This window comes from Acidovorax sp. 106, from assembly GCF_003663825.1.
Taxonomy (GTDB): Bacteria; Pseudomonadota; Gammaproteobacteria; order Burkholderiales; family Burkholderiaceae_C; genus Acidovorax.
Genome location: NZ_RCCC01000001.1, coordinates 2,458,734 through 2,484,047, shown reverse-complemented (window position 1 = coordinate 2,484,047; position 25,314 = coordinate 2,458,734). Strand labels below are relative to the sequence as shown.

Below are 25,314 nucleotides of genomic sequence, written 5' to 3'. Positions count from 1 at the left end.
ATGGAATCAGGCGATCAGGCCGCGCCATCGCTTTGTTGCAATGCCCACATGCTGGCGTAGCGGCCATTGAGGGCGAGCAGTTGCGCATGCGTGCCGCGCTCGATGATGCGGCCCGCATCCATGACCAAAATCTCGTGCGCGTCCACCACGGTGGAGAGGCGGTGCGCAATGAGCAGCGTGGTCTTGTTCTGCGCGGCGCTTTGCAGCTCGGCCTGGATGGCGCGCTCGTTGGCCGAGTCCAGCGCGCTGGTGGCTTCGTCAAAGATGAGGATAGGCGGGTTCTTGAGCAGCGTGCGGGCAATGGCCACACGCTGCTTTTCGCCGCCCGAGAGCTTGAGCCCCCGCTCGCCCACCATGGTGGCGTAGCCCTTGGGTGTGCTGGCGATGAAGTCGTGGATGCGTGCGGCGCGGGCGGCGGCCTCTACCTCTGGCTGCGTGGCGCCCGCGCGGCCGTAGGCAATGTTGTAGGCCACGGTGTCGTTGAAGAGCACCGTATCCTGCGGCACGATGCCAATCGCTTGTCGCACGCTGGACTGCGTCACGCTGCGAATCTCTTGCCCGGCGATGGTGATGCGGCCTTGCTGGATGTCGTAGAAGCGAAACAGCAGCCGCGCCAGCGTGGACTTGCCCGAGCCCGAGGGCCCCACCACCGCCACCGTCTTGCCCGCCGGAATCTCAAAGCTCACGCCCTGCAAGATGGGGCGCCCACCTGCCTGGGCAGCGCCGGGTTCGTAGGCAAAGTGCACATCCTCAAACCGCACCGTGGGCTGTGCCAGCCCTTGCAGCGGCTGCGCGCCGGGGGCATCGGCCACCTCGCGCTCCTTGTCCATCAGCACGAACATCTTGTCCAGATCGGTCAGGCTCTGCTTGATCTCGCGATAAATCACGCCCAGGAAGTTGAGCGGGATGTAGAGCTGGATCATGAACGCATTGACCATGACCAAGTCACCCAGCGTCATGCGCCCATCGACCACGCCCTGGGTAGCGCGCCACAGCATGGCCACCAGCCCAATGGCAATGATGAACTGCTGGCCTGCGTTGAGCATGGACAGCGTGGTCTGGCTCTTGAGGCGCGCCAGCCGCAGGCGCTCCAGGCTCTCGTCGTAGCGGCGGGCCTCAAAGGCCTCGTTGTTGAAGTACTTGACGGTTTCGTAGTTCAGCAGCGAATCCACCGCCTTGGTGTGCGCGGCCGAATCGAACTCATTGGCCTCGCGGCGAAAGCGCGTGCGCCACTCCGTCACCCACACCGTGAAGGCGATGTAGACCACCAGCGCGGTGAGGGTGATCCAGGCAAACCACACATCGAACTTGAGCGCCAGCACCGTGAGCACCAGCGCCACTTCGATCAGCGTGGCGACCACGTTGAACAGGGTGTAGGAGATGAGCGACTCAATGCCGCGCACGCCACGCTCGATGTCGCGCGTCATGCCGCCCGTCTGCCGCTCCAGGTGAAAGCGCAAGCTCAGCCGGTGCAGGTGCTCAAAGGTCTGCAGAGCAATGGCCCGCGCTGCGCCCTGCGTGGCCTTGGCAAACACCAGTTCGCGCAGCTCTGAGAACAGCGAGGTGGACAGCCGCAGCGCCCCATAGGCCAGCAGCAGCCCCACCGGCACCACCAGCAGCGCGGTGGGGCTGCTGGCGGAGATGTCCATGGCGTCCACCAGCGTCTTGAGCAGCACGGGCACGCCGACGTTGGCCAGCTTGGCCCCCACCATGAACGCAATGGCGGCCACCACGCGCCACTTGTACTGCCACAGGTAGGGCAGCAGGCGCTGGATGGTGCCCCAGTCCGTGGGCTGGTGCGGTGCGGCGGCCGGGGCAGCCGCTGCAGCCTCAGAGGGGCTTGGAGGGGAATGTGGGGGGGCAGAGTCGCCGCGTTGGCGCATGGGGGACAATCCTGATTGTTGTTATCTAGTGATTGTGCCTATGTCTGCTTCCTTCAACCCACCACCCGCCGCATTGCCCTGCGACCACGAACTGGTGCTCAAAGTCATCCCCATGCCGGGAGACTGCAATGCCAATGGCGATATTTTTGGGGGCTGGGTGATGGCGCAGGTGGACCTGGCCGGATCGGTGCTGCCCGCGCGCTACGTGCAGGGCCGCATGGCCACCGTGGCTGTCAATGAATTCATCTTCAAGCAGCCCGTGCGCGTGGGCGACATCCTGTCGTTCTTCTCGCACATCACGCGGGTGGGCAACACCTCGGTGACCGTGCAGGTCGAGGTGTATGCCGAACGCTTTTCAGACCAGGGCCGCTACGTGAAGGTGACCGAGGCCACACTGACCTATGTGGCGATCGACGCCAACGGCCGCCCACGGCCACTTCCCAAGCCGCAGGCGCCTGCCCAGGGTTCCTGATCCGGCATGAACCCCTACTTGAACCGTTCACGCTGAGCTTGTCGAAGCGCCGCGCAGGGCTTCGACAAGCTCAGCCCGAACGGATTTTCAAGTTCAAAGCTGCCGACTCCATACGAATCGGTGGGCGATCTCATAAGGGAGATCGCCCACAGGCTGTCAGAACAAGCGATTCCCTCAGGCCACCAGAATGGCGGGCTCTGCGCGCACCACCGCAGGCGCCGCAATGGCGGGGCGCGTGGCCGCGCTGGCGCTGTTGAACCCGGCCTCGATTTCACCGGCCAGTTGCCCGCCCTCTTCCACCACCAGCTTGCCGTAGCGGATCTTGCCGTTCACCTTGCCCGTGCTGTAGATGACAAGCTTCTGGCGCACCGTGAGTGTGCCGTTGAACTCGCCATGGATCTCGGCAATGTCAATTTCTGCCGAGCCCTTGAAGGCCCCGTTCTCGGAGATCTGGATCACGCGCGAGTCCATCGTGGCTTCCACCGTGCCTTCGACCACGAGCGTGTCGCAATCGGTGATCTCCACGCCCTTGAGCTTGATGTTGGGGCCCACGGTGAGCTTGCTGCCCGAGCTGTCGCTGCCCGAGGCCGCCACGGGCTTGTTGCCCGTGAGGCCACCACCCGCATTGCCCACCGATGACGCAGCACCTGCGTTCAGGCTGTTCAAGCCATTGACGGAGGGGTTGGTGGCGGCATTGCGCTGGAACGAATCGGGTTCACGCTTGCCAAAGAAGGGGTTTTGCACGGCCATCGGATCTCCTTGAAAAGGATGCATCCTAGGTTTTCATGCTGTCAAAAGATGCCATCGTTACGCAAGAACGGTAACCAAACGGTTCGACCGTAGCATGCACTTGCAAGGCTTGCAGCAGTACACGCCCTGCGCGACGGCCGCAGCACAACTTACGAAACGATGTAAGCGGCCGCCCCGGCCGACATGAGTTGGCCATCGGGGCCAAAAAACTCCATGCGCGTAGTGGCCACACGCGAGCCAAGGCGCAGCACCTCGGCACGCAACTCAAAGTGGCTGCCAATGCCAGGGCGCAGGTAGTCGATGCGCAGGTCGATGGTGCCCAGCTTGGCAAAGCGGTGCAGGCGCTGCTCGGGCGGCTCATCCATGTGCTTGGCACCGATGGCTGCCATCACCGCCAGACCGCCCATCGCGTCCAGCCCCGCGCTGATCACGCCGCCGTGGATGCGGTTGTAAGCATAGTGGCCCACCAGATCGGGCCGCATGTCGATGCGCGCTACCACCTGCTCAGGAGCGATGCGGACCACCTTGAGCCCCAGCAGCTGGTTAAAGACAATCTTCTCTTCAAAGATGGCAGTGAGCCCCGCGAGGAACTCGGGCTCGAACACGATGGCGGCGGAAGGGGCAGACGGAGCGGACATGAACATCCTTGGAGCTGCGGCGGGCCATCCGCCAGGAATACTATTATTTTGATAGCTGCCAGCGCTTATCAATCAAGCGCTAGCGGCCAATTTCACCTAATTAGCTACTTGCCTCAGATACCACTCCATCCGTTCGGGCTGAGCCCGTCGAAGCCAGGGCTTGCCGCGTGCGTGCAAGGCTTCGACAGGCTCAGCCCGAACGGGTGGGGACGAGAAGGCGTCTGAGGCAGGTCGCCAATCAGGCAATTTCATCAAAATCACCCGTAGCGTCTTTGACGTTACGGGGAACGTATCTTTGAACTTCACACATCCGTTCGGGCTGAGCTTGTCGAAGCCTTGCGCGGCGCTTCGACAGGCTCAGCGTGAACGGTTCGAGTGACTCACGCCAAATTCATAGACTTCAGACCTTGCTGAAGTCTGGGTGTCTTTTCTAGCGAAAGATTCACCGCCCTGCTACGCAGTGCGCGCTGGCTGCGCCAGCTCCAGACTTCAGACCTTGCTGAAGTCTGGGTGTCTCTTTTCCATAAACGCGCCAAACGCTTCGCGGGCTGCAGGCTCGCGCAGCATGCGGCCAAAGCTGGCGCCTTCTTCGGCCATCACGGCGGCGATCTGGGGCAGTTGGTGCTTTTTCATCAAGCGCTTGGTTTCGATCAGCGAGGACAAGGGCTTGGCTGCCAACTTTTTGGCCTGGGCTTGCGCCACGCCATTGCATTCGGTGGGCGGCACCACGCGGTTGACCAGGCCCACTTCCAGCGCCGCTTCGGCCAGGAAGGGCTCGCCCAGCAGCAGGGCTTCGGCCGCGCGGTGGTAGCCCAGCATTTGCGGCACCAGCAGGCTCGAAGCAGCCTCGGGGCACAGGCCCAGGTTGACGAAGGGCATGGAGAACGCCGCGTTATCGCCCGCATAGACCAGATCGCAATGGAACAGCATGGTGGTGCCAATGCCCACAGCCGGGCCGCACACCGAGGCGATCACGGGCTTGGGGAATGCCGCCAGGCGGTGCAGGAAGCGGAACACGGGCGAGTCCTGCGTGGCGGGCGGCTGCTGCAAAAAGTCGCCAATGTCGTTGCCCGCGCTGAAGATGGCCACATCGCCCTGGAACACCACCACGCGCACGGCAGCGTCCTGCTCGGCGGCGGCCAGCGCGTCGGCCATGGCCGCGTACATGGTGGTGGTGATGGAGTTCTTCTTGTCCACCCGGTTGAAGGTGATGCTGGTCACACCCGCTTCGGTGTGCACGAGGATGTCTTTGGTGGTGTCGGTCATGGTGGTAAGGGGGTATGAAGAGGTGAAGTGATGGCGCGTACTGGGCCGCGTTGGCACTGGGTAGCGTCGGGTGGCGCGCCTACTCTTTGTAATAAACGATCTGGTGGCTCGTGGCCAGCATGGTGCCTGCTTCGTTCCACAGCTGCACGGTCTGGTCAAAAAACCCGTGGCGAAACTCTTGCCCACGGGCCTGGCCCAGCAGGTAGCCCGTGCCGGTCTGCGCCAGTTGCTCGCTGCTGGCATGGAAGTACACCGTGATCGACACCGTGCCTGCTGGCACCAGGTGCGCCCGGCGCAGCCACACGCGGGGGAAGAACAAATCGGCCAGCGCTGCCAGCGCACAAAAGTCCAGCGGCCGAGCAGGCGCATCGCGCATCCACAGCTGGGACTGGCTGTGGTCGCCCAACTGGCCGTTCCACTGCGCAGGCAGCGCACCAGAGATGGGGCGCATCTCGTAGCGGTGCAGCCACGCCATCGCCCCAGGGTCTAGAGGCCTGATGGCGCAGTCTGCCGGGGCAGGCACCGTGGGCATCGGCACATCGCCCGCGCTCCAGGTGTCGCGGCGCACGGCAGTGACGGCGGTGGCGGTCGTGGTCACCACCGGGGCACCGTCGGCATCGGCCTGCAAAATGGACAGCGTCCAGTGCTGGGTGGATCGGTTGGTGCGCACCGGCGTGGCCTGCACCGTGAACGGTCCCGCCGTCAAAGCCCCCGCGTAGTTGACGGTGAGCGACAGCGGATCGCCCAGCCGGTCTGGGTGCTGCATCACGGCCTGCAGCAGCACGGCCGCCGTCACGCCACCAAACGGGCCCACCATGTTCCAGTAACCGGGATGGGTCTGGCCGGTGTACTCACCGGGCGAAGAAGAAGTCAGCGCAAGCGCCTCGTCCAAAGGATGGATGGATGAAGTCATGCTGCAAGTGTGCCGTGGAATGCAACGCCAGGGCGTCGTGCCGGAGACTGCGGCGCGTGTTGCAGAGCCGCGTCGTACAACCATCTACGGGACTGATTCATGTCGGCCTCCTTGCACCTTGACCGGCACGCACCGGCTTGAAAAAACCCGTTGGGACAATGCGCCCCGGCTTCGACAGGCTCAGCCCGAACGGATGGGGAAAAGCGAGAAATGCGTAACCCGACGTCTCAAGGCCCCTCTGCCATCACACCCCGCCCTAAAGGGCGTAGCGAGCGGTCTTCAGGCTAGGCGGACGGAGCACAGCAACCGGAACGTACTTCCTGTACGTGAGGATTGCGAGCACCGCCCAACGACGCATGAAGGCCGCGCAGTAGCCTCACACCGCTTCAAAGATGCCGGCGGCGCCTTGTCCCATGCCTACACACATCGTGACCATGCCGTACTTGAGCTTGTTGCGCCGCAATGCATGCACCACCGTGGCCGAGCGAATCGCCCCCGTAGCACCCAGCGGGTGGCCCAATGCAATCGCACCGCCCATGGGGTTGACCTTGCTCGGGTCCAGGCCCAGCGTGTTCATCACCGCCAGCGACTGCGCCGCAAACGCTTCGTTCAGCTCAAACCAGTCGATGTCTTGCTGGTTCACGCCTGCGTAGCGCAGTGCCGCAGGAATGGCTTCGATAGGCCCGATGCCCATGATGTGCGGTGGCACGCCCTTGGCGGCGTAGCTCACAAAACGCGCCAGAGGCGTGAGGCCAAAGCGCTTCACCGCCGACTCGCTGGCCAGGATCAGCGCGCCTGCGCCGTCGCTGGTCTGCGAGCTGTTGCCCGCCGTCACGCTGCCGCGCGCCGCGAACACCGTCTTGAGCTTGGCCAGACCTTCCAGGCTGGTGTCGGGGCGTGCGCCTTCGTCCATGCTCACGGTGCGGGTCTTGGCCATCGTTTCGCCCGTTTCCAGGTTGGCCGTGCGGTCGGTCACTTCGATGGGGGTGATCTCGTCAGCAAAGTAGCCTGCTTGCTGCGCGGCCAGGGCCTTTTGGTGCGATGCCAGCGCAAACGCGTCTTGCGCGTCGCGGCCCACCTTCCATTGCTGGGCGACCTTTTCAGCCGTCAAACCCATGCCGTAGGCAATGCCCACGTCCCCATCGCGCTCGAAGATGCTGGGCGACAGGCTGGGGCTGTTGCCCATCATGGGCACCATGCTCATGCTCTCGACACCTGCGGCGATCATGACTTCGGCCTCGCCCACGCGGATGCGGTCGGCGGCCATCTGCACAGCCGACAGGCCCGAGGCGCAAAAGCGGTTGACGGTGATGCCGCCCACGCTGGTGGGCAGGCCCGCCAGCACGGCGCCAATGCGCGCCACGTTCAGGCCCTGCTGCGCCTCAGGGATCGCGCAGCCGCAGATGATGTCTTCGATGGCGGCGGGGTCGAGCCCGGGCGCTGCGGCCAAGGCGGCCTTCAGCGTGGTCGCCAGCAGGTCGTCAGGGCGCATGTTGCGAAAGAAACCGCGGTGCGAGCGCCCGATGGGCGTGCGCGTGGCGGCAACGATGTAGGCTTCCTGGACTTGTTTGGCCATGGGATAACTCCTTCAATTCTTGGCGGGGCGGCTGGCTGGAACCCAGGCCCACGTAAATACACATTCGACCGGCTCGATGCCGGCTTCGTCGGTCACGGTGACGGCGACCTGAACCTCGCCCTTGTCGCTGGCCTGCATGGCCGCGCACTGCTCTGGCGTGAGCGTGGCCACGGCCTTGAGGCCGCCCGTGGCGCGCTTCTTGAACGCCATGCTCAGCGCTTTGGCCAGTGGGGTGCAGTCGTCGCGCACATTCATGCCCACCACCATGCCGGTGGCCGTTTCGGCCAGCAGGTTCATGGCCGAGGCATGCACGCCGCCAATGTGGTTCTGCACGCGGTGCTCGTTGGCCAGGTGCACTTCGACCCGCTCGGGCGTCAGCGACACAAACCGAACCCCGGCCGTGCCGGTGAAAGGCACCGCACGGCGCAGGATGATGTTCTGCACAAAGCCCCGCATGAAGGCGGGGGCTTCGTCCAGGCGCATCAGCGAGCGCTGCAGTTTGTTGGGGAGCTGTGCGTTGCTCATGTCTGTTGCTCGCTGTGCTGCGCACCGCCAGCATCGTAAGTAACTGGCACGGCCCACACCAGGGCACCCGTGGAACTGGCTTTGCCAGGCCACTGGGTGCGTCCCCCTCCCGCAGGAGAGGGGGAAGGCGCGAAGCGACTCAGGGGGTGCTTCATCAGTTCCTCACGGGCTTGCCGGTCGACAGCATGCCCAGGATGCGCTCCTGCGTCTTGGGGTGCTCGATGAGCGCACAGAACGCCTTGCGCTCCAGCGTCATCAGGTACTCCTCGCTCACCAGCGTGCCAGCGTCCACGTCGCCACCGCACACCACTTCGGCAATCAGGCTGGCGATGTGGAAGTCGTGCTGGCTGATGAAGCCGCCGTCTTTCATGTTGACCAGAGAGCCCTTGATGGTGGCAATGCCACTGCGGCCGGCCACCGGGAACAGGCGCTTGTGCGGGGCACGCCAGCCACCGTTGGCCATGGCCTTGGCTTCGTTGAGGGCCACGTACAGGAGCTCGTCCTTGTGGGGCACGATGACGTCGGACTCCAGCAGGTAGCCCAGCTTGCGCGATTCGAGCGCGCTGGTGCCCACCTTGGCCATGGCGGCGGCAGTGAAGCCTTCGGTCAGGAAGGGCAGGATGTCCTTGCCTGTGGAGGTGGCGGCGTTCTCGGCCGCACGGCGGGCGATGTAGGTCAGGCCACCGGCACCGGGCACCAGGCCCACGCCCACTTCGACAAGGCCGATGTAGCTTTCCATGTGCACCACGCGGCGGGCCGAGTGCACGGCCAGCTCACAGCCACCGCCCAGCGCCAACCCGCGGATGGCGGACACCACGGGCACGTTGGCGTAGCGGATGCGCAGCATGGTGTTTTGCAGCTCTTGCTCGGCCCCTTCGATGGCGCTCACACCGGCCACCATGAAGGCGGGCAGCATGGCCTGCAGGTCGGCACCAGCGCTGAAGGGCTCGTCGCCCGACCAGATCACGACACCGGCGTAGTCCTTTTCAGCAATGTCCACCGCCATGGCGAGGCCTTCGGCCACATCGGGGCTGATGGCGTGCATCTTGGTCTTGATGCTGGCAATCACGATCCCGCTACCGGAGGGGCGATCTTCGGCCTCATCGAGCGTCCACAGGCGAATGCCATCGTCCTCGTGCAGCGTCTTGCCAGCGGTCTTGAAGTCGGGCAGCGATTCGCCCAGCAGCTTTTCAGGGAAATGCTGTTTTGCGTAGACGGGCAAAGCGCGACGCGCTACAAATTTCTGAGCAGATGCGCTCCACGAACCTTGCGCGGTGTGCACGCCACCGGCTTCGGCCACCGGGCCCTTGAACACCCACTCGGGCAGCGGCGCTTTGCACAGGGCCTTGCCTGCGTCGATGTCCTCCTGGATCATCTTCGCCACTTCGAGCCAGCCCGCTTCCTGCCACAGCTCGAAGGGGCCTTGCTTCATGCCAAAGCCCCAGCGCATGGCCTGGTCCACATCGCGTGCGTTGTCGGCTATGGTTGAAAGGTGCACCGCAGCGTAGTGGAAGCTGTTGCGCAAAATGGCCCACAGGAACTGGCCCTGCGCACCTTCGGCGTTGCGCAGCAGCTGCAGGCGCTGTGCGGCAGGCTTCTTGAGCATGCGGCCATAGACCTCGTCGGCCTTTTGACCGCCGGGCACGTACTCTTCGGCCTGGAGGTCAAAGCGCAGCACATCGCGGCCGACCTTCTTGTAAAAACCGGCCTTGGCCTTCTGGCCCAGGTGGCCCAGCTCCAGGAGCTTTTTGAGCACGGCAGGCGTTTCAAAGCTGCCGTAGAACGGGTCGCTCTTTTCATCGAGGTTGTCCTGCAGCGTCTTGATGACGTGGGCCATGGTGTCCAGGCCCACCACGTCGGCGGTGCGGAAGGTGCCGCTGGATGCACGGCCGAGCTTCTTGCCCGTGAGGTCGTCCACCACATCAAAAGTCAGGCCAAAGTTCTCGACCTCCTTCATCGTGGACAGCATGCCTGCGATGCCCACGCGGTTGGCGACGAAGTTGGGCGTGTCGTGCGCGCGCACCACGCCCTTGCCCAGGCCGCTGGTGACAAAGGCTTCGAGCTGGTCGAGCACCTCGGGGGCGGTGGTGGGGGTGTTGATCAGCTCCACCAACGTCATGTAGCGCGGGGGGTTGAAGAAGTGGATGCCGCAAAAGCGCGGCTTGATGCTCTCGGGCAGCGCCTCGCTGAGCTTGGTGATCGACAGGCCCGAGGTGTTGGACGCCACGATGGCGTGCTTGGCCACGTAGGGGGCGATCTTCGTGTACAGGTCCAGCTTCCAGTCCATGCGCTCGGCAATGGCCTCGATGACGAGGTCGCACTCCTTGAGCAGGTGCATGTGCTCTTCGTAGTTGGCTTGCTCGATCAGCGCTGCATCATCGGCCACGCCCAGCGGAGCGGGCTTGAGCTTTTTCAGGCCTTCGATGGCCTTGGTGACGATGCCGTTCTTCGGGCCTTCCTTCGCAGGCAGGTCAAACAGCACCACCGGCACTTTCACATTGACGAGGTGGGCGGCGATCTGCGCGCCCATCACGCCTGCGCCGAGCACGGCGACTTTTTTCACTTGGAATCGAGACATGGGTTCTTCCTCCGGGAAGAAGGTCTGCCCGGGGGCAGACCTGTTGAATGGCAGGCGCAACCGGGGTGGGTTGCGCGGCGGTGAGGGGTGCGCTGCCGCAGTGGCCGGGCGCCGTGGACGTGCGGGGCTTACTGCAGGCGAATCCACGTTTGCGTGCGGCCAAAGGGACCGATGGAGCCACGCACTTCCAGCTTCTTGCCGCTGTCGACAGGGGTGAGACGCAGGGTGTAGTTGCGGCCATTCTCGGGGTCGAGAATCTTGCCGCCCTCCCACACGTCTTTGTCCTCGGCCTTCTTGGCGCCACGGATGATTTCCATCCCCAGCACGGGCTTGTCCTTGCGGTCGTCGGAGCATTCCTTGCACAGATCGTCCGGCTTGGCGTCCTTGGACAGGCGCTTTTCCAGCACCCCCAGCAGCCCGGCCGCGCCCGTGTCACGGATGCGGATCTCGGCCTTGGCTTCGCCGGTCTTGTCGTCCACGCTGCGCCACAGGCCCTCGGGGGTCATCTGCGCCCAGGCCGGGGCACCAATTGCTACCAAAACAATAGCTGCTACCGCTTTAAACATAAGCGCTCCAGGGCAAAAAAGCTTGAAATGCACCGTGCATGGCGAGTTGCGGATCAGGCCAGGGCCAGGTCCGTGTCCATCAGCACCTTGCTGCCAGCACGGGCCGTGCGCATCAGCGTCGCGGTCTCAGGGAACAGCTTGGCGAAGTAGAAACGTGCCGTCTGCAGCTTGGCGCCATAGAACGGGTCGGTGTTGCCTGCAGCGATTTCGCGCAGGGCCACCTGGGCCATGCGGGCAAACAGGTAGCCAAACACCAGGTGGCCTGCCACGCGCAGGTAGTCCACCGCAGCGGCGCCCACTTCGTCAGGGTTTTGCAGGCCCTTGAAGCCGATCTCGGTGGTGAACTTGGTCATCTGGTCGCCCAAGTAGGCGATGGGGTTGATGAACTCGGCCATCTTCTCGTTGACGCCTTCTTCTTCCACCAGCTTGCCAATCAGCTTGCCCAGCTTCTTGAGCGTGGCGCCGTTGTTGCCCAGGATCTTGCGGCCCAGCAGATCCAGCGACTGCACGGTGTTCGTGCCTTCGTAGATCATGTTGATGCGGTTGTCGCGCACATACTGCTCCATGCCCCATTCCTTGATGAAGCCATGGCCGCCGAAGACCTGCATGCAGGCGTTGGTGGCGGTGTGCCCGTTGTCGGTGATGAAGGCCTTGACGATGGGCGTGAGCAGGGCCACGAGTTCTTCAGACTCGGCGCGCACCTTCTCGTCGGGGTGGCTGTGCACCTTGTCCAGCAGCAGCGTGCAGTAAATCTGCAGGGCGCGGGCGCCTTCGGCGTAGGCCTTGGCGGTGAGCAGCATCTTGCGCACATCGGGGTGCACGATGATGGGATCAGCGTCCTTGTCCTTGGCCTTGGTGCCGCTCAATGAGCGCATCTGGATGCGGTCCTTGGCGTAGGCCAGCGCGTTTTGGTAAGCCACTTCGGTCAGGCCCAGCGACTGGTTGCCCACGCCCAGGCGGGCTGCGTTCATCATCACAAACATGGCGGCCAGGCCCTTGTGCGGCTGGCCCACCAGGGTGCCGACCGCGCCGTCAATGGCGATTTGCGCCGTGGCGTTGCCGTGGATGCCCATCTTGTGCTCTAGGCCCGTGCAGTAGATGGGGTTGCGCTCACCCAGGCTGCCGTCGGCCTTGACGTTGAACTTGGGCACGACGAACAGGCTGATGCCTTTGCTGCCCTTGGGCGCATCGGGCAAGCGGGCCAGCACCAGGTGCACGATGTTGGCGGCCATGCCGTGCTCGCCAGCGCTGATGAAAATCTTGTTGCCGGTGATCTTGTAGGTGCCGTCGCCCTGGGGTTCGGCCTTGGTGCGCAGCAGGCCCAGGTCGGTACCGCAATGGGGTTCGGTCAGGCACATGGTGCCGGTCCACTCGCCACTGGTCAGCTTGGGCAGGTACAGGGCTTTTTGCTCGTCGGTGCCATGTGCGTGCAGGGCTTCATACGCGCCATGGCTCAGGCCGGGGTACATGGTCCAGGCCTGGTTGGCCGAGTTCATCATCTCGTACAGGCACTGGTTCAACACGAAGGGCAGGCCCTGGCCACTGTAGGCGGGGTCGCAGCTCAGCGCCGCCCAGCCACCTTCCACGTATGTGTCGTAGGCCTCTTTGAAGCCAGTGGGGGTCTTGACCTCGTGCGTGGCCTTGTCGAGCACGCAGCCTTCGGTGTCGCCGCTGATGTTCAGCGGGAAGATCACTTCCGATGCGAACTTGCCCGCCTCTTCGATGACGGCGTTGATCGTGTCCACATCCACCTCGGCATGCTGGGGCATGGCCTTGAACTCGTCGGTGACCTTGAAGACTTCGTGCATGACAAATTGCATGTCGCGCAGGGGCGGCGTGTAGGTAGGCATCGGTTTACTCCTTGGAGGTGGTGGTGGTCGTTGAAACGGAAACTTTGCGCCGCGCGGCAGCGGGGCGGTGGGCTGCGGGGGCGGCTTTGGCAGGCGCTGCCGCCATGGCGGTGGCACCCGCAGCGCTGTAGCGCGCGAGGATGTTCTGAAAACCCATCACGGCCCGCTCGATAGAGCCCAGGTTCTGCAGGAAACGGGCTTCGTAATGCAGCGCCAAGATGAGGCCATGGATCTCGAACAGCATCTGCTCCTCGTTGGTGTCCGCGCGCAGCTCGCCGCAGTCCTTGCACTGCTCGATGGCGCGGCGCATGGCGGCGTGCCACGTCATGACCGAGCTGGCCAGCGCGTCTCGCACGGGGCCGGTGCGGTCATCAAACTCCACCGCACCGCTGATGTAGATGCAGCCCGAGTCGATTTCGATGGAGGTGCGCTTCATCCAGTTGTCGAACATGGCGCGCAGGCGCGCAATACCCCGGGGGGACGACATGGCGGGGTAGAAAACTTCTTGCTCAAACCGCGCGTGGTACTCGCGGATGACGGAGATCTGCAGTTCTTCGCGTGAGCCAAAGTGGGCGAACACGCCCGACTTGCTCATGCCGGTGATGTCGGCCAGGGCGCCAATCGACAGCCCCTCCAGCCCGATATGGGTGGCCAGGCCCAGGGCGGCCTCGACAATGGCTGCCTTGGTCTGCTGGCCTTTTTGCATAGCCCGGCCGGAGGTGGCACGGGTTCTGGGGGCGCGCGGTGTGGAGGACTCGGAAGTGGCAGGCATGCTTGCAAATAAAAACGAACGTTCGTTCTATTTTGCAACATTTTTGATCTGCGGCGAAAGCCCCCGCAAAAAAAAGAGATAACACCCAAAAGCTGTTGCAGCGCTGCCACCTGCGGGACAGTGCCTGCCAGGGGGCGCCAAGCCTGGGGCGCCAGCCTGTAAAAACAGTGTACCGAGGCACACCCCAGCGTGCAGCAGGGTAAACGCGGCCCAAAGCAAAAGGCCCCGTACCCAATACGGGTGCGGGGCCTTTTGCGGCCGGTCAGCGGCGGGGGATCAGTGCAGCATCAACGCCAGGCTGGCGTCCAGATGCTCTGTGGGGTTGCGGCGAAAACCCGAGCGGGCAAACCGCTGCAGGCGCCCCAGCGCAAACGACGTCAGCACGCTGGCTTGCACCTGCGCGTGCACGGTGGGGGTGTCCGAGCCACTGGCGCCGGTGCGCAGGCACTGGCGCAGGGTGGACTCGATGCGGTCAAAAAACTGGTTCATGCGCTGCTGCAGGCGCTCATGCTCAAACACCAGCGCATCGCCCACCATCACCCGCACCATGCCGGGGTTGCGCTCGCCAAACTGCAGCAGCAGCGCAATGATGCGACCTGCCTGGCGCAGGCCCACTTCGGCGACCTGGTCGGGCGGGGGCACATCGCGCCCGGTGATTTGCGTCACCAGCGTGAAGATGGACTGCTCAATGAAGTCGATGAGCCCTTCAAACATTTGCGCCTTGCTGGCGAAGTGGCGGTACAGCGCCGCCTCGCTCACCGACAGGCGCGCGGCCAGTGCTGCGGTGGTGATGCGCTCGGCCCCAGGCTGCTCCAGCATGGCGGCCAGCGCTTGCAGGATCTGCACGCGCCGCTCGCCCGGCTTGGGCCGCTTGCGGGCCACCGGAGCATCTTCGGCGTCAACGGTATCGGCAGATTCAATCAGGGACGAGGTATCAGACATGCGCAAACCAAGCAAAGAAAAACCAACAAGGGGATTGGTGCACAAGCACCCTGTGGAGGGCCCCTACGGCCCTGCGCCCATGGGGCCGAGAGACGGTTGACAGAGGGCCGCAGCGGGGGGCGTGCGGCAGGAGGTAAATCCTGTATGCAAATGATTCTCGCACACCCGTCCACGGGCAGTTTGCAAACGGTTTGCAAAACCTACCGAGCCACTGTGTCCATCCTGGTGTGCAAGCCAACATGGTACCCGGGGCACGCCCCCTCGCGCCCAGGTGGCTGACAGCACTACAGAGGCATGTGCACTCCCAAACAAGGGCCAGGGCATCAACACCTCCGACACTTTAAAAAAGGCCGCAAACAAAGAGCGCGCACTCACACACCACATTTAATGAGGAAAAACCACGGCAACCCGTAGCCCACGGCCCTGGGCGCCAGTGTCCAGCGTGAGCGAGGCGCGGTGCACGCGGCTGATTTCATCGGCAATGGCCAGCCCCAGGCCGGTGCCCTCCCCCGCCGAGCCCGGCACACGGTAAAAGCGCTGCATGACGCGGCCGCGCTCGCCCTCGGGCACACCGGGACCGTCGTCTTCCACCTCCAGGTACACCCGGGGCGGGCCCAAAGGGCCTTGGCGCATGCCGCAGCGCATGGTCACCACGCCGCCTGCGGGCGTGTATTTGATGGCGTTGTCCACCAGGTTGGACATCAGCTCGCGCAGCAGCCAGCCGTGGCCGGTGACATGCACGGGCTGCACTTCCAGCCCCAGGTCCAGCCCTTTGGCGGTGGCGGCATCCAGAAAGCTCTCCAGCAGTGCCTCGCACAGGTCCTTCAAATCCACCCGCTGGGGGGGCTGCGCGTCCAGGCTGCGGGCATCGGCCCGCGAGAGGGCCAGCAACTGGTGCGCCAGCTGCGAGGTGCGGCGCGTGGCGTTGCGCAGCTTCTCGATCTGATCCACTCCTAAAACAATAGCGCCTTGCGCTTTTCCGTTGTGCCCTAGAGGCCTATTTTTATGTAAATCGTTCCCATCCGACTGGGATGAACGCAGGTCTGCGCTCGCGGCCTTGGCCATCAGCGCCCAGGCCTCTACCTGCGCTTGCAGGCCCGCCAGCGGCGTGCGCAGCTGGTGGGCCGCGTCGGCCACAAAGCGGCGCTGCCCCTCGGCCTGCGCATTCACCAGGGCAAACAGGTGGTTCAAGGAATGCACGAGCGGGCGCACCTCGCTGGGCGAAGCGGCTTCGTCAATGGGGCTCAGATCGCGCGGAGAGCGGTATTCCACCGCCTCGGCCAAATCCACCAGAGGCTTGAAGGCCCGGCCCACAGCCCAGTGGATGGCCAGGGCCGCCGCCGCCACCAACACCAGGTTGGGCAGCAGCACGCGCAGCAGCAGTTGCTGGGCCCACTGCTGGCGGGGGTCTGATCCATCGGCAATGGACACCACCAACTCGCCAGCACCGGTGCGCCCCCGCAGCACGGCCACGCGGTAGGTCACGCCGCCGTATTCGAGGCTGTGGAACTCCGGCTGGGCCGTGGCGGGCACCGCGCCATCCACCCAGGCATCGCCCAGCAGCAACTGGCCCTCGATGTCGCGCACGCTGTAGCCCGAAAAACCGGCGTTCTGGCGCAAAAAGTCTTCGACAGGGGGAGCCAGCAAGAGCAGCGGTGGCTGGTGGTCGTGGATGGAGGGGGCCACCACCGAGTCGGCCAGTGCGGGCAGCAGGCGCAGCAGGCGCTGGTCGTGGCGGCTGGCGGCGTCGTCGGCAGATCGGTAGTCCATCCACACGCCCACCACGGCCAACAGGCACAGCGGCAGCACCAGCAACAGCAACAGCCGGTTGCGCAGATCAGAGGTCATGCCGCGCAGCCCAGGGCGCTGGGCAGTGTGTGCAGAGGCGGGTGGGCTCATGCTGCCCGCATCCATGGAGCAGGCCCATGCCAACGCATCTCAGCCCAGCGCCAGTTCCAGCCGGTAGCCAAAGCCCCGGATGGATCGCAGGGCCACGCCGTGGGGCTCCAGCTTGCCCCGCAGGCGCGAGACGTATACCTCAACGGCATTGGGGGTGATTTCCTTGTCCCACCCGGTGAGCGCTTGCAACAGCTTGTCTTTGCTGGCGGGCTTGGGGGCGTGGATGAGCAGGTATTCCAGCACCGTCCACTCGCGCGGCCCCAGCTCGATGGGGTGCTCTACATCACCCACCCGTGCACAGGCACGGCGCCCGGCGGTGTCCAGCTCCAGCGGGCCAAAGCTCAGCACGGCCGTGCTGGCGGCTTGCGAGCGGCGCAGCAGCGCACGCAGACGCGCCAGCAGCTCGGGCAATTCGTAGGGCTTGACCATGTAGTCGTCCGCCCCCAGGTCCAGCCCCTGCACCCGGTCATGCAGCGCATCGCGCGCCGTCAGAATCAACACGGGCATGCCCCGGCTGGGCATTTCAGGGCGGCGCAGGCGCCGGGTCAGCTCCAGCCCGTCCATGCCGGGCAGGCCAATGTCGATGATGGCCGCATCAAACGACTCGGTGCGCAGCACATCCTCCGCCCTCTCGCCACTGCCCACCCAGTCCACCGCATAGCCCGCATCGGCCAGCCCCAGCTTGACGCCGCTGGCCACCATCACATCGTCTTCGACCAAGAGCAGGCGCATGTCACTCGCCCTCTGCGCCGCATACTGCCCACAGCCGATGCAACTGGCGCGGCGAAGGCCAGGGCCACCGTGGAACTGGCTTTGCCAGGCCACCGGTGGAGTCCCCCTCCCGCGCAGCGAGAGAGGGGGAAGACGCGAAGCGGCTCAGGGGGTGCATCTCAATGGCTACGGATCATCGTGCCGTAAGCCTGATCGGTCAGGATTTCCAGCAGCATGGCGTGCGGCACGCGCCCGTCGATGATGTGCACAGCGTTGACACCGGCCTTGGCCGCATCCAACGCGCCTGCAATCTTGGGCAGCATGCCGCCCGAGATGGTGCCATCGGCAAACAGCTCGTCAATGCGGCGGGCTGTCAGGTCGGTCAGCAGGTTGCCCGCCTTGTCCAGCACGCCGGGGGTGTTGGTCAGCAGCATGAGCTTTTCGGCTTTGAGCACTTCGGCCAGCTTGCTGGCCACCACGTCGGCGTTGATGTTGTAGCTCTCGTTGTTCTCGCCAAAGCCAATGGGGCTGATGACGGGGATGAAGGCATCGTCCTGCAGCGCCTTGACCACGCTGGGGTCGATGGAAACGATATCGCCCACCTGGCCCACGTCGTGCTCCACGCTGGGGTCCTTGCTGTCCACCATCTTGAGCTTGCGTGCGCGGATCATGCCGCCGTCGCGCCCGGTCAGGCCCACAGCCTTGCCGCCGGCCTGGTTGATGAGGCCCACGATGTCTTGCTGCACTTCACCGGCCAGCACCCATTCCACCACTTCCATGGTTTCGGCATCGGTCACGCGCATGCCCTGGATGAACTGGCCCTTCTTGCCGAGGCGATTCAGGGCGGTCTCAATCTGCGGGCCGCCGCCGTGCACCACCACAGGGTTCATGCCCACCAGCTTGAGCAGCACCACGTCTTCGGCAAAGTCGGCCTGCAAGGCGGGGTCGGTCATGGCGTTGCCGCCGTACTTGATGACCATGGTCTTGCCATGGAACTTGCGGATGTAAGGCAGCGCCTGGGCCAGAATTTCTGCCTTGTCGCGGGGTGCAATCGAAAGAAGGTCGGTCATGGAGGCGTGCCATCCGGTGAAAACAATGAGGCGCAAATTGTGCCGCATTCGCGCCACCGTCCGGCCAAGCCGCGGTTCACGTTCTTTTCACAGTTTCACCCTGGGGCCGTGCGCCCTCGCTCATATCACCCACCCAACCGACCTCCCACCGCATAGGCCACGGCAATCAAGGCCAGCACCAAGCCTAGCCAGCCCAGCAGCAGCCAGCGCCACAACAGGGGCGCATTGCGCATCTCCAGAAACACCTGGGTCACCACCACGCCCTTGATCGATGTCAGCGCCCACAGGCCCGCCAATGCCCAGCCGCCGCCCGCAGCCACCAGACCCATCTCACCCAGCACATAGGTAACCGCTGTGGCACCCAACAGCAACCACCAGGCGGCATTCAGCACCCGTGTTTCTTTCATGAAAGCTCCTTGCGCCCTCAGCGCAATACGTAGACCAGCGGAAACAGCACGATCCACAGCAGATCGACCATGTGCCAAAACGCGGCGCCCGTCTCCATCGCGTGAAAATCCTGGCGGCCATAAGCCCCACCACGCAAGCGCACCGCTAGGTAGCCCAGGGCCAGCATGGCCACCACCACGTGCAGGAAGTGGAATGCCGTCAGCATGAGGTACAGCGTGTAGAAGGTGTTGGAGGTGAGGTCAATCCCCTCGCGCAGCTTGGCTGCATATTCGGCCAGCTTGACGCCCACAAACCCTGCGCCGCACAACATGGCCGCCAACAGCCAGCGCAAACCAGGCTGCCGCGCGTCGCTGCGCACCGCCTGCACGGCGCGGGCCACACACCAGCTGCCGGTGATCAGCAACACCGTATTGAGCGCACCCGAGTGCAAGTCCAGCGTGGCCTGCGCGGCGTTGAAAGCCGCCACATCCCGCGCACGGGCAAAGGCATACAACACGAACAGGATGCCAAAGGTCAGTAGCTCCGCCAGGATGATCAACCACACCCCCAGGTCGCCCCGCAAGCGCAGCGCCGGTAGCGGCAAGCCAGATGCTGATGTTGACGACACAGTGAGAGCTCCAAAAAAACAGACGAAATCCGGCACACGCGGGCGCAACCCGGGCGCACTGAGGCCACAGCGGAAAACGCCCAAGCCCCAGAAGCGCAAGCCAAAAGCCGCTTTACCGATGCGCCTGATGGCTGGATTGCCGTGGCAAGCGTGGCTATGATAATCAAAGATTCAAACAATATGAATCTTATTGAGAGAGATCAACGACCCACCGGCGGGGGATCGGTACCGTACCCCTCATCCCACTACAGAGAGGTATCCCACCATGAGCCAAGGCTTTACCAGCCAGATGGCGCGCAACATCTTCTACGGAGGCACCACGTTCTTCGTCTTGCTGTTTGCAGCGCTGATCTTTCACACTGAAACCAAGATTCCCGAGCGGTCCAAATCCGCAGAGCTGACCCCCGCCGTAGTGCGCGGCAAGCACCTTTGGGAAACGCGCAATTGCATCGGCTGCCACACGCTGCTGGGTGAAGGCGCCTACTTTGCCCCCGAGCTGGGCAATGTGTACGAGCGCCGTGGCCCCGATTTCATCAAGGGGTGGATCAAGGCGATGCCCACCAATACACCGGGCCGCCGCCAGATGCCTCAGTTCAACTTCACTGACGATCAGCTCAACGATCTGGTGGAGTTCCTGCGCTGGTCAAACGGCATCAACACCGAGAAGTGGCCACCCAACATCGAAGGTTGAGCACCCGCGCTCCCCGTGATGTCCTATCCATCCCTTCAGGACCCTCATATGCAACCCGCAACCCTTAAATACCAGTCGCAGGCGGTAGCCAAGCTCTACTTCATTGCGGCACTGGGCCTGTTCACCGGACAGATCGTCTTCGGCCTTTCGCTGGGCCTGCAGTACGTCATCGGTGACTTGTTCTTTCCGGCGATCCCGTTCAACATCGCCCGCATGGTCCACACCAATCTACTGATTGTGTGGCTGCTCTTCGGCTTCATGGGCGCCGCCTACTACATGGTGCCCGAAGAGGCCGAGACCGAGCTGTACAGCCCCTTGTTCGCCAAGGTCCTGTTCTGGATCTTCCTGGCAGCAGGTGCGGCCACCATCCTCGGCTATTTGCTGGTGCCCTATGCCAAGCTGGCAGAGATGACTGGCAATGACTTCCTGGCCACGATGGGGCGGGAGTTCCTGGAGCAACCCCTGCCCACCAAGGTCGGCATCGTGATCGTGGCCCTGGGCTTTCTCTTCAACATCAGCATGACCGTGCTCAAAGGCCGCAAGACTGCCATCTCGATGGTGCTACTGATGGGCCTGTGGGGCTTGGCGCTGATGTTCCTGTTCAGCTTTGTGAACCCCAGCAACCTGGTGCGCGACAAGATGTACTGGTGGTTTGTGGTGCACCTGTGGGTGGAGGGCACATGGGAGCTGATCATGGCGTCGCTGCTGGCGTTCGTGCTGGTCAAGACCACCGGCGTGGACCGCGAAGTGATCGACAAGTGGATGTACATGATCGTGGCCTTCGCATTGATCACCGGCATTCTGGGCACAGGTCACCACTTCTACTTCATCGGCCTGCCAGGCTACTGGCACTGGGTGGGTAGCGTGTTCTCTGCCATGGAGCCCATCCCCTTCTTCATGATGACGCTGTTCGCCTTCAACATGGTGCAACGCCGCCGCCGCGAACACCCCAACCAAGCCGCTGTGTTGTGGGCTGTGGGCACCGCCGTGATCGGGTTCCTGGGCGCTGGCGTGTGGGGCTTCATCCACACCCTCAGCACCGTCAACTACTACACCCACGGCTCGCAAGTCACCGCTGCACACGGGCACTTGGCGTTCTATGGCGCCTATGTGCTGGTGGTGCTGGCCATCATCAGCTACGCCATGCCCATCCTGCGCGGGCGTGAGGCCAATCCTCTGCGGGCGCAGCGCGTCGAGATGTGGAGCTTCTGGATCATGAGCATCGGCATGGCCGTCATGGTGCTGGCCCTGAGCGGCGCTGGCATCCTGCAGGTGTGGCTGCAACGCATGCCCACCACGGGCGCCATGCCCTTCATGGCCACGCAAGACCAGCTGGTGTTCTTCTACTGGGTGCGTGTGGCTGGCGGAGTGATGTTCTTGCTGGGCCTGCTGACCTACCTGAGCAGCTTCTTTGTCGGCCCTGCGGCCGATGAAGAAGGCATGGCCGTAGGCATCGGCACCCGTCTGCAACGGGCCTGACCATGGCTGCCACCTACGCCCAAGAGCGACAGGTAGCTGCTGCCGGCACCGGCAGCAGCCCAGCCCAGCCCGGGCTGCCGTTCTACGCAGAACAAGGCGGCGAATGCGCCTTGTTTGCGCAGTGCCACGCGCAGCAACTGCCGCTGCTAATCAAGGGCCCCACAGGCTGCGGAAAGACCCGGTTTGTGGAGCACATGGCGGCCCGTCTGGGGCGGCCTTTGATCACCGTGTCCTGCCACGACGACCTGAGTGCCGCTGACCTGGTGGGGCGGCACCTGATCGGACAGGGCAGCACCGTGTGGGCAGACGGCCCACTCACCCGCGCAGTGCGCGAGGGCGCCATCGTCTACCTGGACGAGGTGGTGGAGGCACGCAAAGACACCACGGTGGTGCTGCACCCGCTGGCGGACGACCGGCGCATTCTGCCCATCGAACGCACAGGTGAGCAGCTCAAGGCACCGGCAGATTTCATGCTGGTGATTTCGTACAACCCCGGCTACCAGAACCTGCTCAAAGGGCTCAAGCCCAGCACACGCCAGCGCTTTACCGCACTGACGCTGGACTACCCGGCCCCTGCTGTAGAGCGTCGCATTCTGGAAACCGAGGGGCGCGCCTCGCCCGCCATCGCGGCCAGGCTGGTGCAATTGGCGCAGGCATTGCGCCGGCTCACGGACCATGACCTGGAAGAAACCGCCAGCACCCGCCTGCTGGTCATGGCAGCCCGCCTGGCTTCTGCAGGCATGGGCCTGCGGCAAGCCTGCCGTGCCGCTGTGGTCGACGCGCTGAGCGACGACCATGACACCGTCCTGGCGCTCGACGAAGTCGTGCGCGCCGTGGTGGGTGATGAAGACTGAGACCGAGCCCCCAGCTGGCCACGGCCTCGTGCGCCTTGGTGCGCAGGGCCGTGGCCGCACCTTTTGGCGCGCCATGCCGTTGCAGCAGCGCCGCCGCTGGCTGCAAGGCGCTTTCATGGCGTTGTTCCTGCTCGCGCCGTCCCTGAATCTCTTTCGCTTTGATTTGAACGAAACCCAGTTGTGGGTGCTGGGCATGCGCTGGTCTTTGGGCATAGGCGCCTTTCAGCGTGGCGAAGCCAGTGCCATGCAAACCGGCTGGGCGATTTTGTGGCGCGGCTTTTTACCCGCACTGGGCCTGGTGGCCGTGTTTCTGGGCATCGCCTACAAGTATGGGCGGGTGTACTGCGGCTGGCTGTGCCCACACTTCTCCATCGTTGAGACCCTTAACGGCCTGCTGCACCGCGCCACCGGCAAGCTCAGCTTGTGGGACACCTCACACACACCGCATCCCACGCGCACCCCCAACGCAAGGTGGTGGCCCGTGTTTCTGGCCACCTGCCTGGGCTGCGGCTTGGTGTGGGCCATCACGCTATTGACCTACCTTTTGCCGCCCACGGAGATCTGGGGCAACCTGTACGCGGGCACGCTCACCGCCAACCAGGCCCGTTTCATTGGCATTGGCACCCTGCTGTTTACGCTGGAGTTCACACTGGCCCGGCATCTGTTTTGCCGCTTTGGCTGCGCGGTGGGGCTGTTCCAAAGCCTGGCCTGGATGGCCAACCCCAAAGGCATGGTCGTGGCCTTTGCACGCGAACGCGCCCGCGAATGCAAAACCTGCGACAGCCCACGCGGCAGCGCCTGTGACCATGCGTGCCCCATGCGCCTGCACCCGCGCAACATCAAACGCATGATGTTTTCGTGCGTGCAATGCGGCCAATGCCTGAGCGCTTGCGACACAACCCAAACAGAACAAGGGCGCACCCCCACGCTGCAATGGCAGATTGGGCTGGACGCCGTTCGAGAGACCCTGCGCCAACGGCGCGATGGAGCACCCTGATGGAAGAGTGGATTGGCCAATGGTGGCATCGTGCCATCACCCACCTGGCAGAGCCGCAACGCAAAGAAACCCAGGTGGCACTGCAAGACATGCAACGCAGCATCACGCTGCTCTTTCGTGCGGGCGGCGGGAATGCCGCGGTACGCGTAGCGCCTGTGGCAGCCAGCAGCCATGGCGGCCCCCGCCGCTGGCTGCAAAAGGTGGCCGGTAGCGGCCTGCGCAGCGCCCTGCCCGAGCTGGACGCCCAGACGCTGGCACTGCCCCCGCAAATCGGAGTGTTTGATCGCACCGACCTCAATCGCGACCTGTACCTGTGGCTGGCAGCCCTGGCAGCGGTGCTCGAGCCCACGGGCGACTGGATCGCTGACAACCGGGCCGCCACGGCCCGCGCACTGCAGCGCTTTGCCGGCCTGCGCGAGCGCCACCAGCGCTTGGTCACCGCCCACCTGGCACAGCGCCCGACCCTACACAGCCTGCGCGGCAAAGACCTGCCATGGGAAGCGGCAGTGCAAGCAGCCTTGCGGGGCGAAGAGCACACCCCCCTGTTTGTGACACCCCGGCAGGTAGCGCCCGTGTGGCTGTGGCTCAACGCCACGGACACGGTCAGCGCAGAGAATTCGGCAGCTGGCGCGGCAGCGCAAACGCCCGCCAACCCCCAGGACACGCCGCTGGACACAGACGCCCACCGCCGCCGCGCCCGCAAAACAGAGCACAAGCCATCGCGCAACAGCATGCTGCTGGCGGCCAAAACAGATTCACTGACCAGCTGGAGCGAGCTGGTGCGCCTGGACCGCGGCACTGAGGATGAACCAGACCCCAACGCCGCCATGGCCGCCAACGACATGGACACGCTGTCACTCGTGCGGTCCGAGCAAACCACCGCATCGCGCGTGCGCTTTGACCTTGACCTGCCCAGCGCCAGCGCCGACGACCTGCCCTTGGGACCTGGAACCAAGACCCCGGAATGGGACTGGCGGCGCAACCGGCTTCAGCCCGACCATTGCGCCGTTCAATGCGTTGTGGCCCGGGTTGGTACCCCGTACTGCCCCCCTGCCCATCTGAAAGCCACCGCACGCAAGGTGCGCAGGCGCCTGGAAATCATGCAAGCAGCCCCCCGCTGGCACAAGGCCCAGGCCTCGGGCGACGAAATCGACATCGACGCCTGGGTGCGCTTCCAAAGCGAATCCTGCGGCAGCGCCCAACACAGCGAAGCCCCCCCGGTGTATGCCCAGCGCCAACGCACCGAACGCAGCCTGGCCACCCTGCTGCTGGCCGACCTCTCACTCTCGACCGACGCCCATGCCACATCGCAGGCCCGCGTGATCGATGTCATCCGAGAGGCGCTTTACGTCTTCGGCTCGGCGCTGTCAGGATCGGGAGACGCCTTCGAGATTCTGGGCTTCAGCTCAGTGCGCAGGCAGCATGTTCGCATCCAGCACATCAAAGGCTTTACAGAGCCCTGGAACGACGCAGTGCATACCCGCATCGGCGCACTGAAGCCGGGCTTCTACACCCGCATGGGGGCAGCCATACGCGACGCAACGCGGCGGCTGGCAGAGCGCCCCGAACGCCAACGCCTGCTGCTGGTGTTGACGGACGGCAAGCCCAACGACATTGATATTTACGAAGGACGCTACGGACTGGAGGACACACGCCACGCCATCCAGGAGGCACGCGCCCAAGGCCTCAGCCCTTTTTGCGTAACCATTGACCACGAAGCCCACCAGTACCTGCCTCTGCTGTTCGGCGCACAAGGGTATGCGCTGGTGCGTCGCCCCCAAGACCTCGTCAAGCACCTGACGCAAGCCTGGACCACCCTGGCCCGCTGATGGGACCCCGTCCTGGTTTATGGTGGCAATGCCGCCAC

General features: G+C 64.2%; 23 protein-coding genes. 6 read left to right on the top strand and 17 right to left on the bottom strand.

From position 1 onward, the window contains the following. Positions 1 to 14: 14 nt before the first annotated feature. A complete protein-coding gene (locus tag C8C98_RS11120; RefSeq protein ID WP_121454320.1) occupies positions 15 to 1,883 on the bottom strand; it encodes an ABC transporter ATP-binding protein/permease in 1,869 nt (622 codons plus the stop codon). 40 nt (positions 1,884 to 1,923) lie between these two features. Here C8C98_RS11120 and C8C98_RS11115 point away from each other — a divergent pair, with 40 nt between their 5' ends. Then, entirely contained in the window at positions 1,924 to 2,355 is a 432-nt protein-coding gene (locus C8C98_RS11115) for an acyl-CoA thioesterase (protein ID WP_121454319.1), read from the top strand. Between the two features lie 174 nt (positions 2,356 to 2,529). On the opposite strand, the gene C8C98_RS11110 is transcribed toward C8C98_RS11115, so the two are convergent. From C8C98_RS11110 to C8C98_RS11035, 16 genes are all read right to left on the bottom strand, one after another. Further along, positions 2,530 to 3,105, bottom strand: coding sequence for a polymer-forming cytoskeletal protein (locus C8C98_RS11110; protein WP_121454318.1), 576 nt, complete (start codon positions 3,103 to 3,105; stop codon positions 2,530 to 2,532). Positions 3,106 to 3,254: 149 nt separating this feature from the next. Then, positions 3,255 to 3,743 (bottom strand): thioesterase family protein, encoded by a 489-nt coding sequence (locus tag C8C98_RS11105; protein ID WP_121456197.1) that lies wholly within the window; start codon positions 3,741 to 3,743, stop codon positions 3,255 to 3,257. Positions 3,744 to 4,232: 489 nt separating this feature from the next. Beyond that, a complete protein-coding gene (locus tag C8C98_RS11100; RefSeq protein WP_121454317.1) occupies positions 4,233 to 5,009 on the bottom strand; it encodes an enoyl-CoA hydratase in 777 nt (258 codons plus the stop codon). Positions 5,010 to 5,088: 79 nt separating this feature from the next. Continuing rightward, the gene (locus C8C98_RS11095) at positions 5,089 to 5,922 is read right to left on the bottom strand and encodes an acyl-CoA thioesterase II (RefSeq protein ID WP_121454316.1); all 834 of its coding nucleotides are present in this window, start codon (positions 5,920 to 5,922) and stop codon (positions 5,089 to 5,091) included. A 376-nt stretch (positions 5,923 to 6,298) separates the two neighbouring features. Beyond that, the gene (locus tag C8C98_RS11090) at positions 6,299 to 7,498 is read right to left on the bottom strand and encodes an acetyl-CoA C-acyltransferase (RefSeq protein ID WP_121454315.1); all 1,200 of its coding nucleotides are present in this window, start codon (positions 7,496 to 7,498) and stop codon (positions 6,299 to 6,301) included. A gap of 12 nt (positions 7,499 to 7,510) precedes the next feature. Next, positions 7,511 to 8,023: a DUF4442 domain-containing protein gene (locus C8C98_RS11085; RefSeq protein WP_121454314.1), complete on the bottom strand. Its 513-nt coding sequence runs from the start codon at positions 8,021 to 8,023 to the stop codon at positions 7,511 to 7,513. Positions 8,024 to 8,177: 154 nt separating this feature from the next. Further along, positions 8,178 to 10,601: a 3-hydroxyacyl-CoA dehydrogenase/enoyl-CoA hydratase family protein gene (locus C8C98_RS11080; RefSeq protein ID WP_121454313.1), complete on the bottom strand. Its 2,424-nt coding sequence runs from the start codon at positions 10,599 to 10,601 to the stop codon at positions 8,178 to 8,180. Positions 10,602 to 10,729: 128 nt separating this feature from the next. Beyond that, positions 10,730 to 11,167: a DUF2147 domain-containing protein gene (locus C8C98_RS11075; RefSeq protein WP_121454312.1), complete on the bottom strand. Its 438-nt coding sequence runs from the start codon at positions 11,165 to 11,167 to the stop codon at positions 10,730 to 10,732. Positions 11,168 to 11,220: 53 nt separating this feature from the next. Further along, positions 11,221 to 13,017, bottom strand: coding sequence for an acyl-CoA dehydrogenase C-terminal domain-containing protein (locus tag C8C98_RS11070; RefSeq protein ID WP_121454311.1), 1,797 nt, complete (start codon positions 13,015 to 13,017; stop codon positions 11,221 to 11,223). Positions 13,018 to 13,021: 4 nt separating this feature from the next. Continuing rightward, a complete protein-coding gene (locus C8C98_RS11065; protein ID WP_121454310.1) occupies positions 13,022 to 13,789 on the bottom strand; it encodes a TetR/AcrR family transcriptional regulator in 768 nt (255 codons plus the stop codon). Between the two features lie 276 nt (positions 13,790 to 14,065). Beyond that, positions 14,066 to 14,731 (bottom strand): nucleoid occlusion factor SlmA, encoded by a 666-nt coding sequence (gene slmA, locus C8C98_RS11060; protein ID WP_121454309.1) that lies wholly within the window; start codon positions 14,729 to 14,731, stop codon positions 14,066 to 14,068. A 384-nt stretch (positions 14,732 to 15,115) separates the two neighbouring features. Further along, positions 15,116 to 16,579 carry a sensor histidine kinase gene (locus tag C8C98_RS11055; protein WP_121456196.1) on the bottom strand — a complete coding sequence of 488 codons (1,464 nt, stop codon included), beginning with the start codon at positions 16,577 to 16,579 and terminating at the stop codon, positions 15,116 to 15,118. 90 nt (positions 16,580 to 16,669) lie between these two features. Beyond that, entirely contained in the window at positions 16,670 to 17,362 is a 693-nt protein-coding gene (locus tag C8C98_RS11050; protein ID WP_121454308.1) for a response regulator transcription factor, read from the bottom strand. 158 nt (positions 17,363 to 17,520) lie between these two features. Then, positions 17,521 to 18,411, bottom strand: a complete 891-nt coding sequence (gene argB, locus C8C98_RS11045; RefSeq protein ID WP_099657839.1) for an acetylglutamate kinase — start codon at positions 18,409 to 18,411, stop codon at positions 17,521 to 17,523. A gap of 125 nt (positions 18,412 to 18,536) precedes the next feature. Beyond that, positions 18,537 to 18,818 (bottom strand): cytochrome C oxidase subunit IV family protein, encoded by a 282-nt coding sequence (locus C8C98_RS11040; protein ID WP_121454307.1) that lies wholly within the window; start codon positions 18,816 to 18,818, stop codon positions 18,537 to 18,539. 17 nt (positions 18,819 to 18,835) lie between these two features. After that, positions 18,836 to 19,426 (bottom strand): cytochrome c oxidase subunit 3 family protein, encoded by a 591-nt coding sequence (locus tag C8C98_RS11035; RefSeq protein ID WP_121454306.1) that lies wholly within the window; start codon positions 19,424 to 19,426, stop codon positions 18,836 to 18,838. Positions 19,427 to 19,691: 265 nt separating this feature from the next. Between C8C98_RS11035 and C8C98_RS11030 the strand changes: the two genes are divergently transcribed. The 5 genes from C8C98_RS11030 to C8C98_RS11010 are packed head-to-tail and all read left to right on the top strand — an operon-like array spanning position 19,692 to position 25,276. After that, the gene (locus C8C98_RS11030; protein WP_044395751.1) at positions 19,692 to 20,117 is read left to right on the top strand and encodes a cytochrome c; all 426 of its coding nucleotides are present in this window, start codon (positions 19,692 to 19,694) and stop codon (positions 20,115 to 20,117) included. Positions 20,118 to 20,165: 48 nt separating this feature from the next. After that, positions 20,166 to 21,596 (top strand): cbb3-type cytochrome c oxidase subunit I, encoded by a 1,431-nt coding sequence (locus C8C98_RS11025; protein ID WP_099657836.1) that lies wholly within the window; start codon positions 20,166 to 20,168, stop codon positions 21,594 to 21,596. Between the two features lie 2 nt (positions 21,597 to 21,598). Then, a complete protein-coding gene (locus C8C98_RS11020; RefSeq protein WP_121454305.1) occupies positions 21,599 to 22,450 on the top strand; it encodes a CbbQ/NirQ/NorQ/GpvN family protein in 852 nt (283 codons plus the stop codon). Continuing rightward, positions 22,392 to 23,447, top strand: coding sequence for a 4Fe-4S binding protein (locus C8C98_RS11015; protein WP_233574518.1), 1,056 nt, complete (start codon positions 22,392 to 22,394; stop codon positions 23,445 to 23,447). The genes C8C98_RS11020 and C8C98_RS11015 overlap by 59 nt, the downstream gene beginning before the upstream one ends. Then, the gene (locus tag C8C98_RS11010; RefSeq protein ID WP_121454303.1) at positions 23,447 to 25,276 is read left to right on the top strand and encodes a nitric oxide reductase activation protein NorD; all 1,830 of its coding nucleotides are present in this window, start codon (positions 23,447 to 23,449) and stop codon (positions 25,274 to 25,276) included. The genes C8C98_RS11015 and C8C98_RS11010 overlap by 1 nt, the downstream gene beginning before the upstream one ends. The last annotated feature ends 38 nt before the right edge of the window (positions 25,277 to 25,314 follow it).

Excerpts from the sequence above, each read along its gene's own strand:
- C8C98_RS11120 (WP_121454320.1), bottom strand. The coding sequence starts at position 1,883 with ATGCGCCAACGCGGCGACTCTGCCCCCCCACATTCCCCTCCAAGCCCC.
- C8C98_RS11115 (WP_121454319.1), top strand. The coding sequence starts at position 1,924 with ATGTCTGCTTCCTTCAACCCACCACCCGCCGCATTGCCCTGCGACCAC.
- C8C98_RS11110 (WP_121454318.1), bottom strand. The coding sequence starts at position 3,105 with ATGGCCGTGCAAAACCCCTTCTTTGGCAAGCGTGAACCCGATTCGTTC.
- C8C98_RS11105 (WP_121456197.1), bottom strand. The coding sequence starts at position 3,743 with ATGTCCGCTCCGTCTGCCCCTTCCGCCGCCATCGTGTTCGAGCCCGAG.
- C8C98_RS11100 (WP_121454317.1), bottom strand. The coding sequence starts at position 5,009 with ATGACCGACACCACCAAAGACATCCTCGTGCACACCGAAGCGGGTGTG.
- C8C98_RS11095 (WP_121454316.1), bottom strand. The coding sequence starts at position 5,922 with ATGACTTCATCCATCCATCCTTTGGACGAGGCGCTTGCGCTGACTTCT.
- C8C98_RS11090 (WP_121454315.1), bottom strand. The coding sequence starts at position 7,498 with ATGGCCAAACAAGTCCAGGAAGCCTACATCGTTGCCGCCACGCGCACG.
- C8C98_RS11085 (WP_121454314.1), bottom strand. The coding sequence starts at position 8,023 with ATGAGCAACGCACAGCTCCCCAACAAACTGCAGCGCTCGCTGATGCGC.
- C8C98_RS11080 (WP_121454313.1), bottom strand. The coding sequence starts at position 10,601 with ATGTCTCGATTCCAAGTGAAAAAAGTCGCCGTGCTCGGCGCAGGCGTG.
- C8C98_RS11075 (WP_121454312.1), bottom strand. The coding sequence starts at position 11,167 with ATGTTTAAAGCGGTAGCAGCTATTGTTTTGGTAGCAATTGGTGCCCCG.
- C8C98_RS11070 (WP_121454311.1), bottom strand. The coding sequence starts at position 13,017 with ATGCCTACCTACACGCCGCCCCTGCGCGACATGCAATTTGTCATGCAC.
- C8C98_RS11065 (WP_121454310.1), bottom strand. The coding sequence starts at position 13,789 with ATGCCTGCCACTTCCGAGTCCTCCACACCGCGCGCCCCCAGAACCCGT.
- slmA (WP_121454309.1), bottom strand. The coding sequence starts at position 14,731 with ATGTCTGATACCTCGTCCCTGATTGAATCTGCCGATACCGTTGACGCC.
- C8C98_RS11055 (WP_121456196.1), bottom strand. The coding sequence starts at position 16,579 with ATGACCTCTGATCTGCGCAACCGGCTGTTGCTGTTGCTGGTGCTGCCG.
- C8C98_RS11050 (WP_121454308.1), bottom strand. The coding sequence starts at position 17,362 with ATGCGCCTGCTCTTGGTCGAAGACGATGTGATGGTGGCCAGCGGCGTC.
- argB (WP_099657839.1), bottom strand. The coding sequence starts at position 18,411 with ATGACCGACCTTCTTTCGATTGCACCCCGCGACAAGGCAGAAATTCTG.
- C8C98_RS11040 (WP_121454307.1), bottom strand. The coding sequence starts at position 18,818 with ATGAAAGAAACACGGGTGCTGAATGCCGCCTGGTGGTTGCTGTTGGGT.
- C8C98_RS11030 (WP_044395751.1), top strand. The coding sequence starts at position 19,692 with ATGAGCCAAGGCTTTACCAGCCAGATGGCGCGCAACATCTTCTACGGA.
- C8C98_RS11025 (WP_099657836.1), top strand. The coding sequence starts at position 20,166 with ATGCAACCCGCAACCCTTAAATACCAGTCGCAGGCGGTAGCCAAGCTC.
- C8C98_RS11020 (WP_121454305.1), top strand. The coding sequence starts at position 21,599 with ATGGCTGCCACCTACGCCCAAGAGCGACAGGTAGCTGCTGCCGGCACC.
- C8C98_RS11015 (WP_233574518.1), top strand. The coding sequence starts at position 22,392 with ATGACACCGTCCTGGCGCTCGACGAAGTCGTGCGCGCCGTGGTGGGTG.
- C8C98_RS11010 (WP_121454303.1), top strand. The coding sequence starts at position 23,447 with ATGGAAGAGTGGATTGGCCAATGGTGGCATCGTGCCATCACCCACCTG.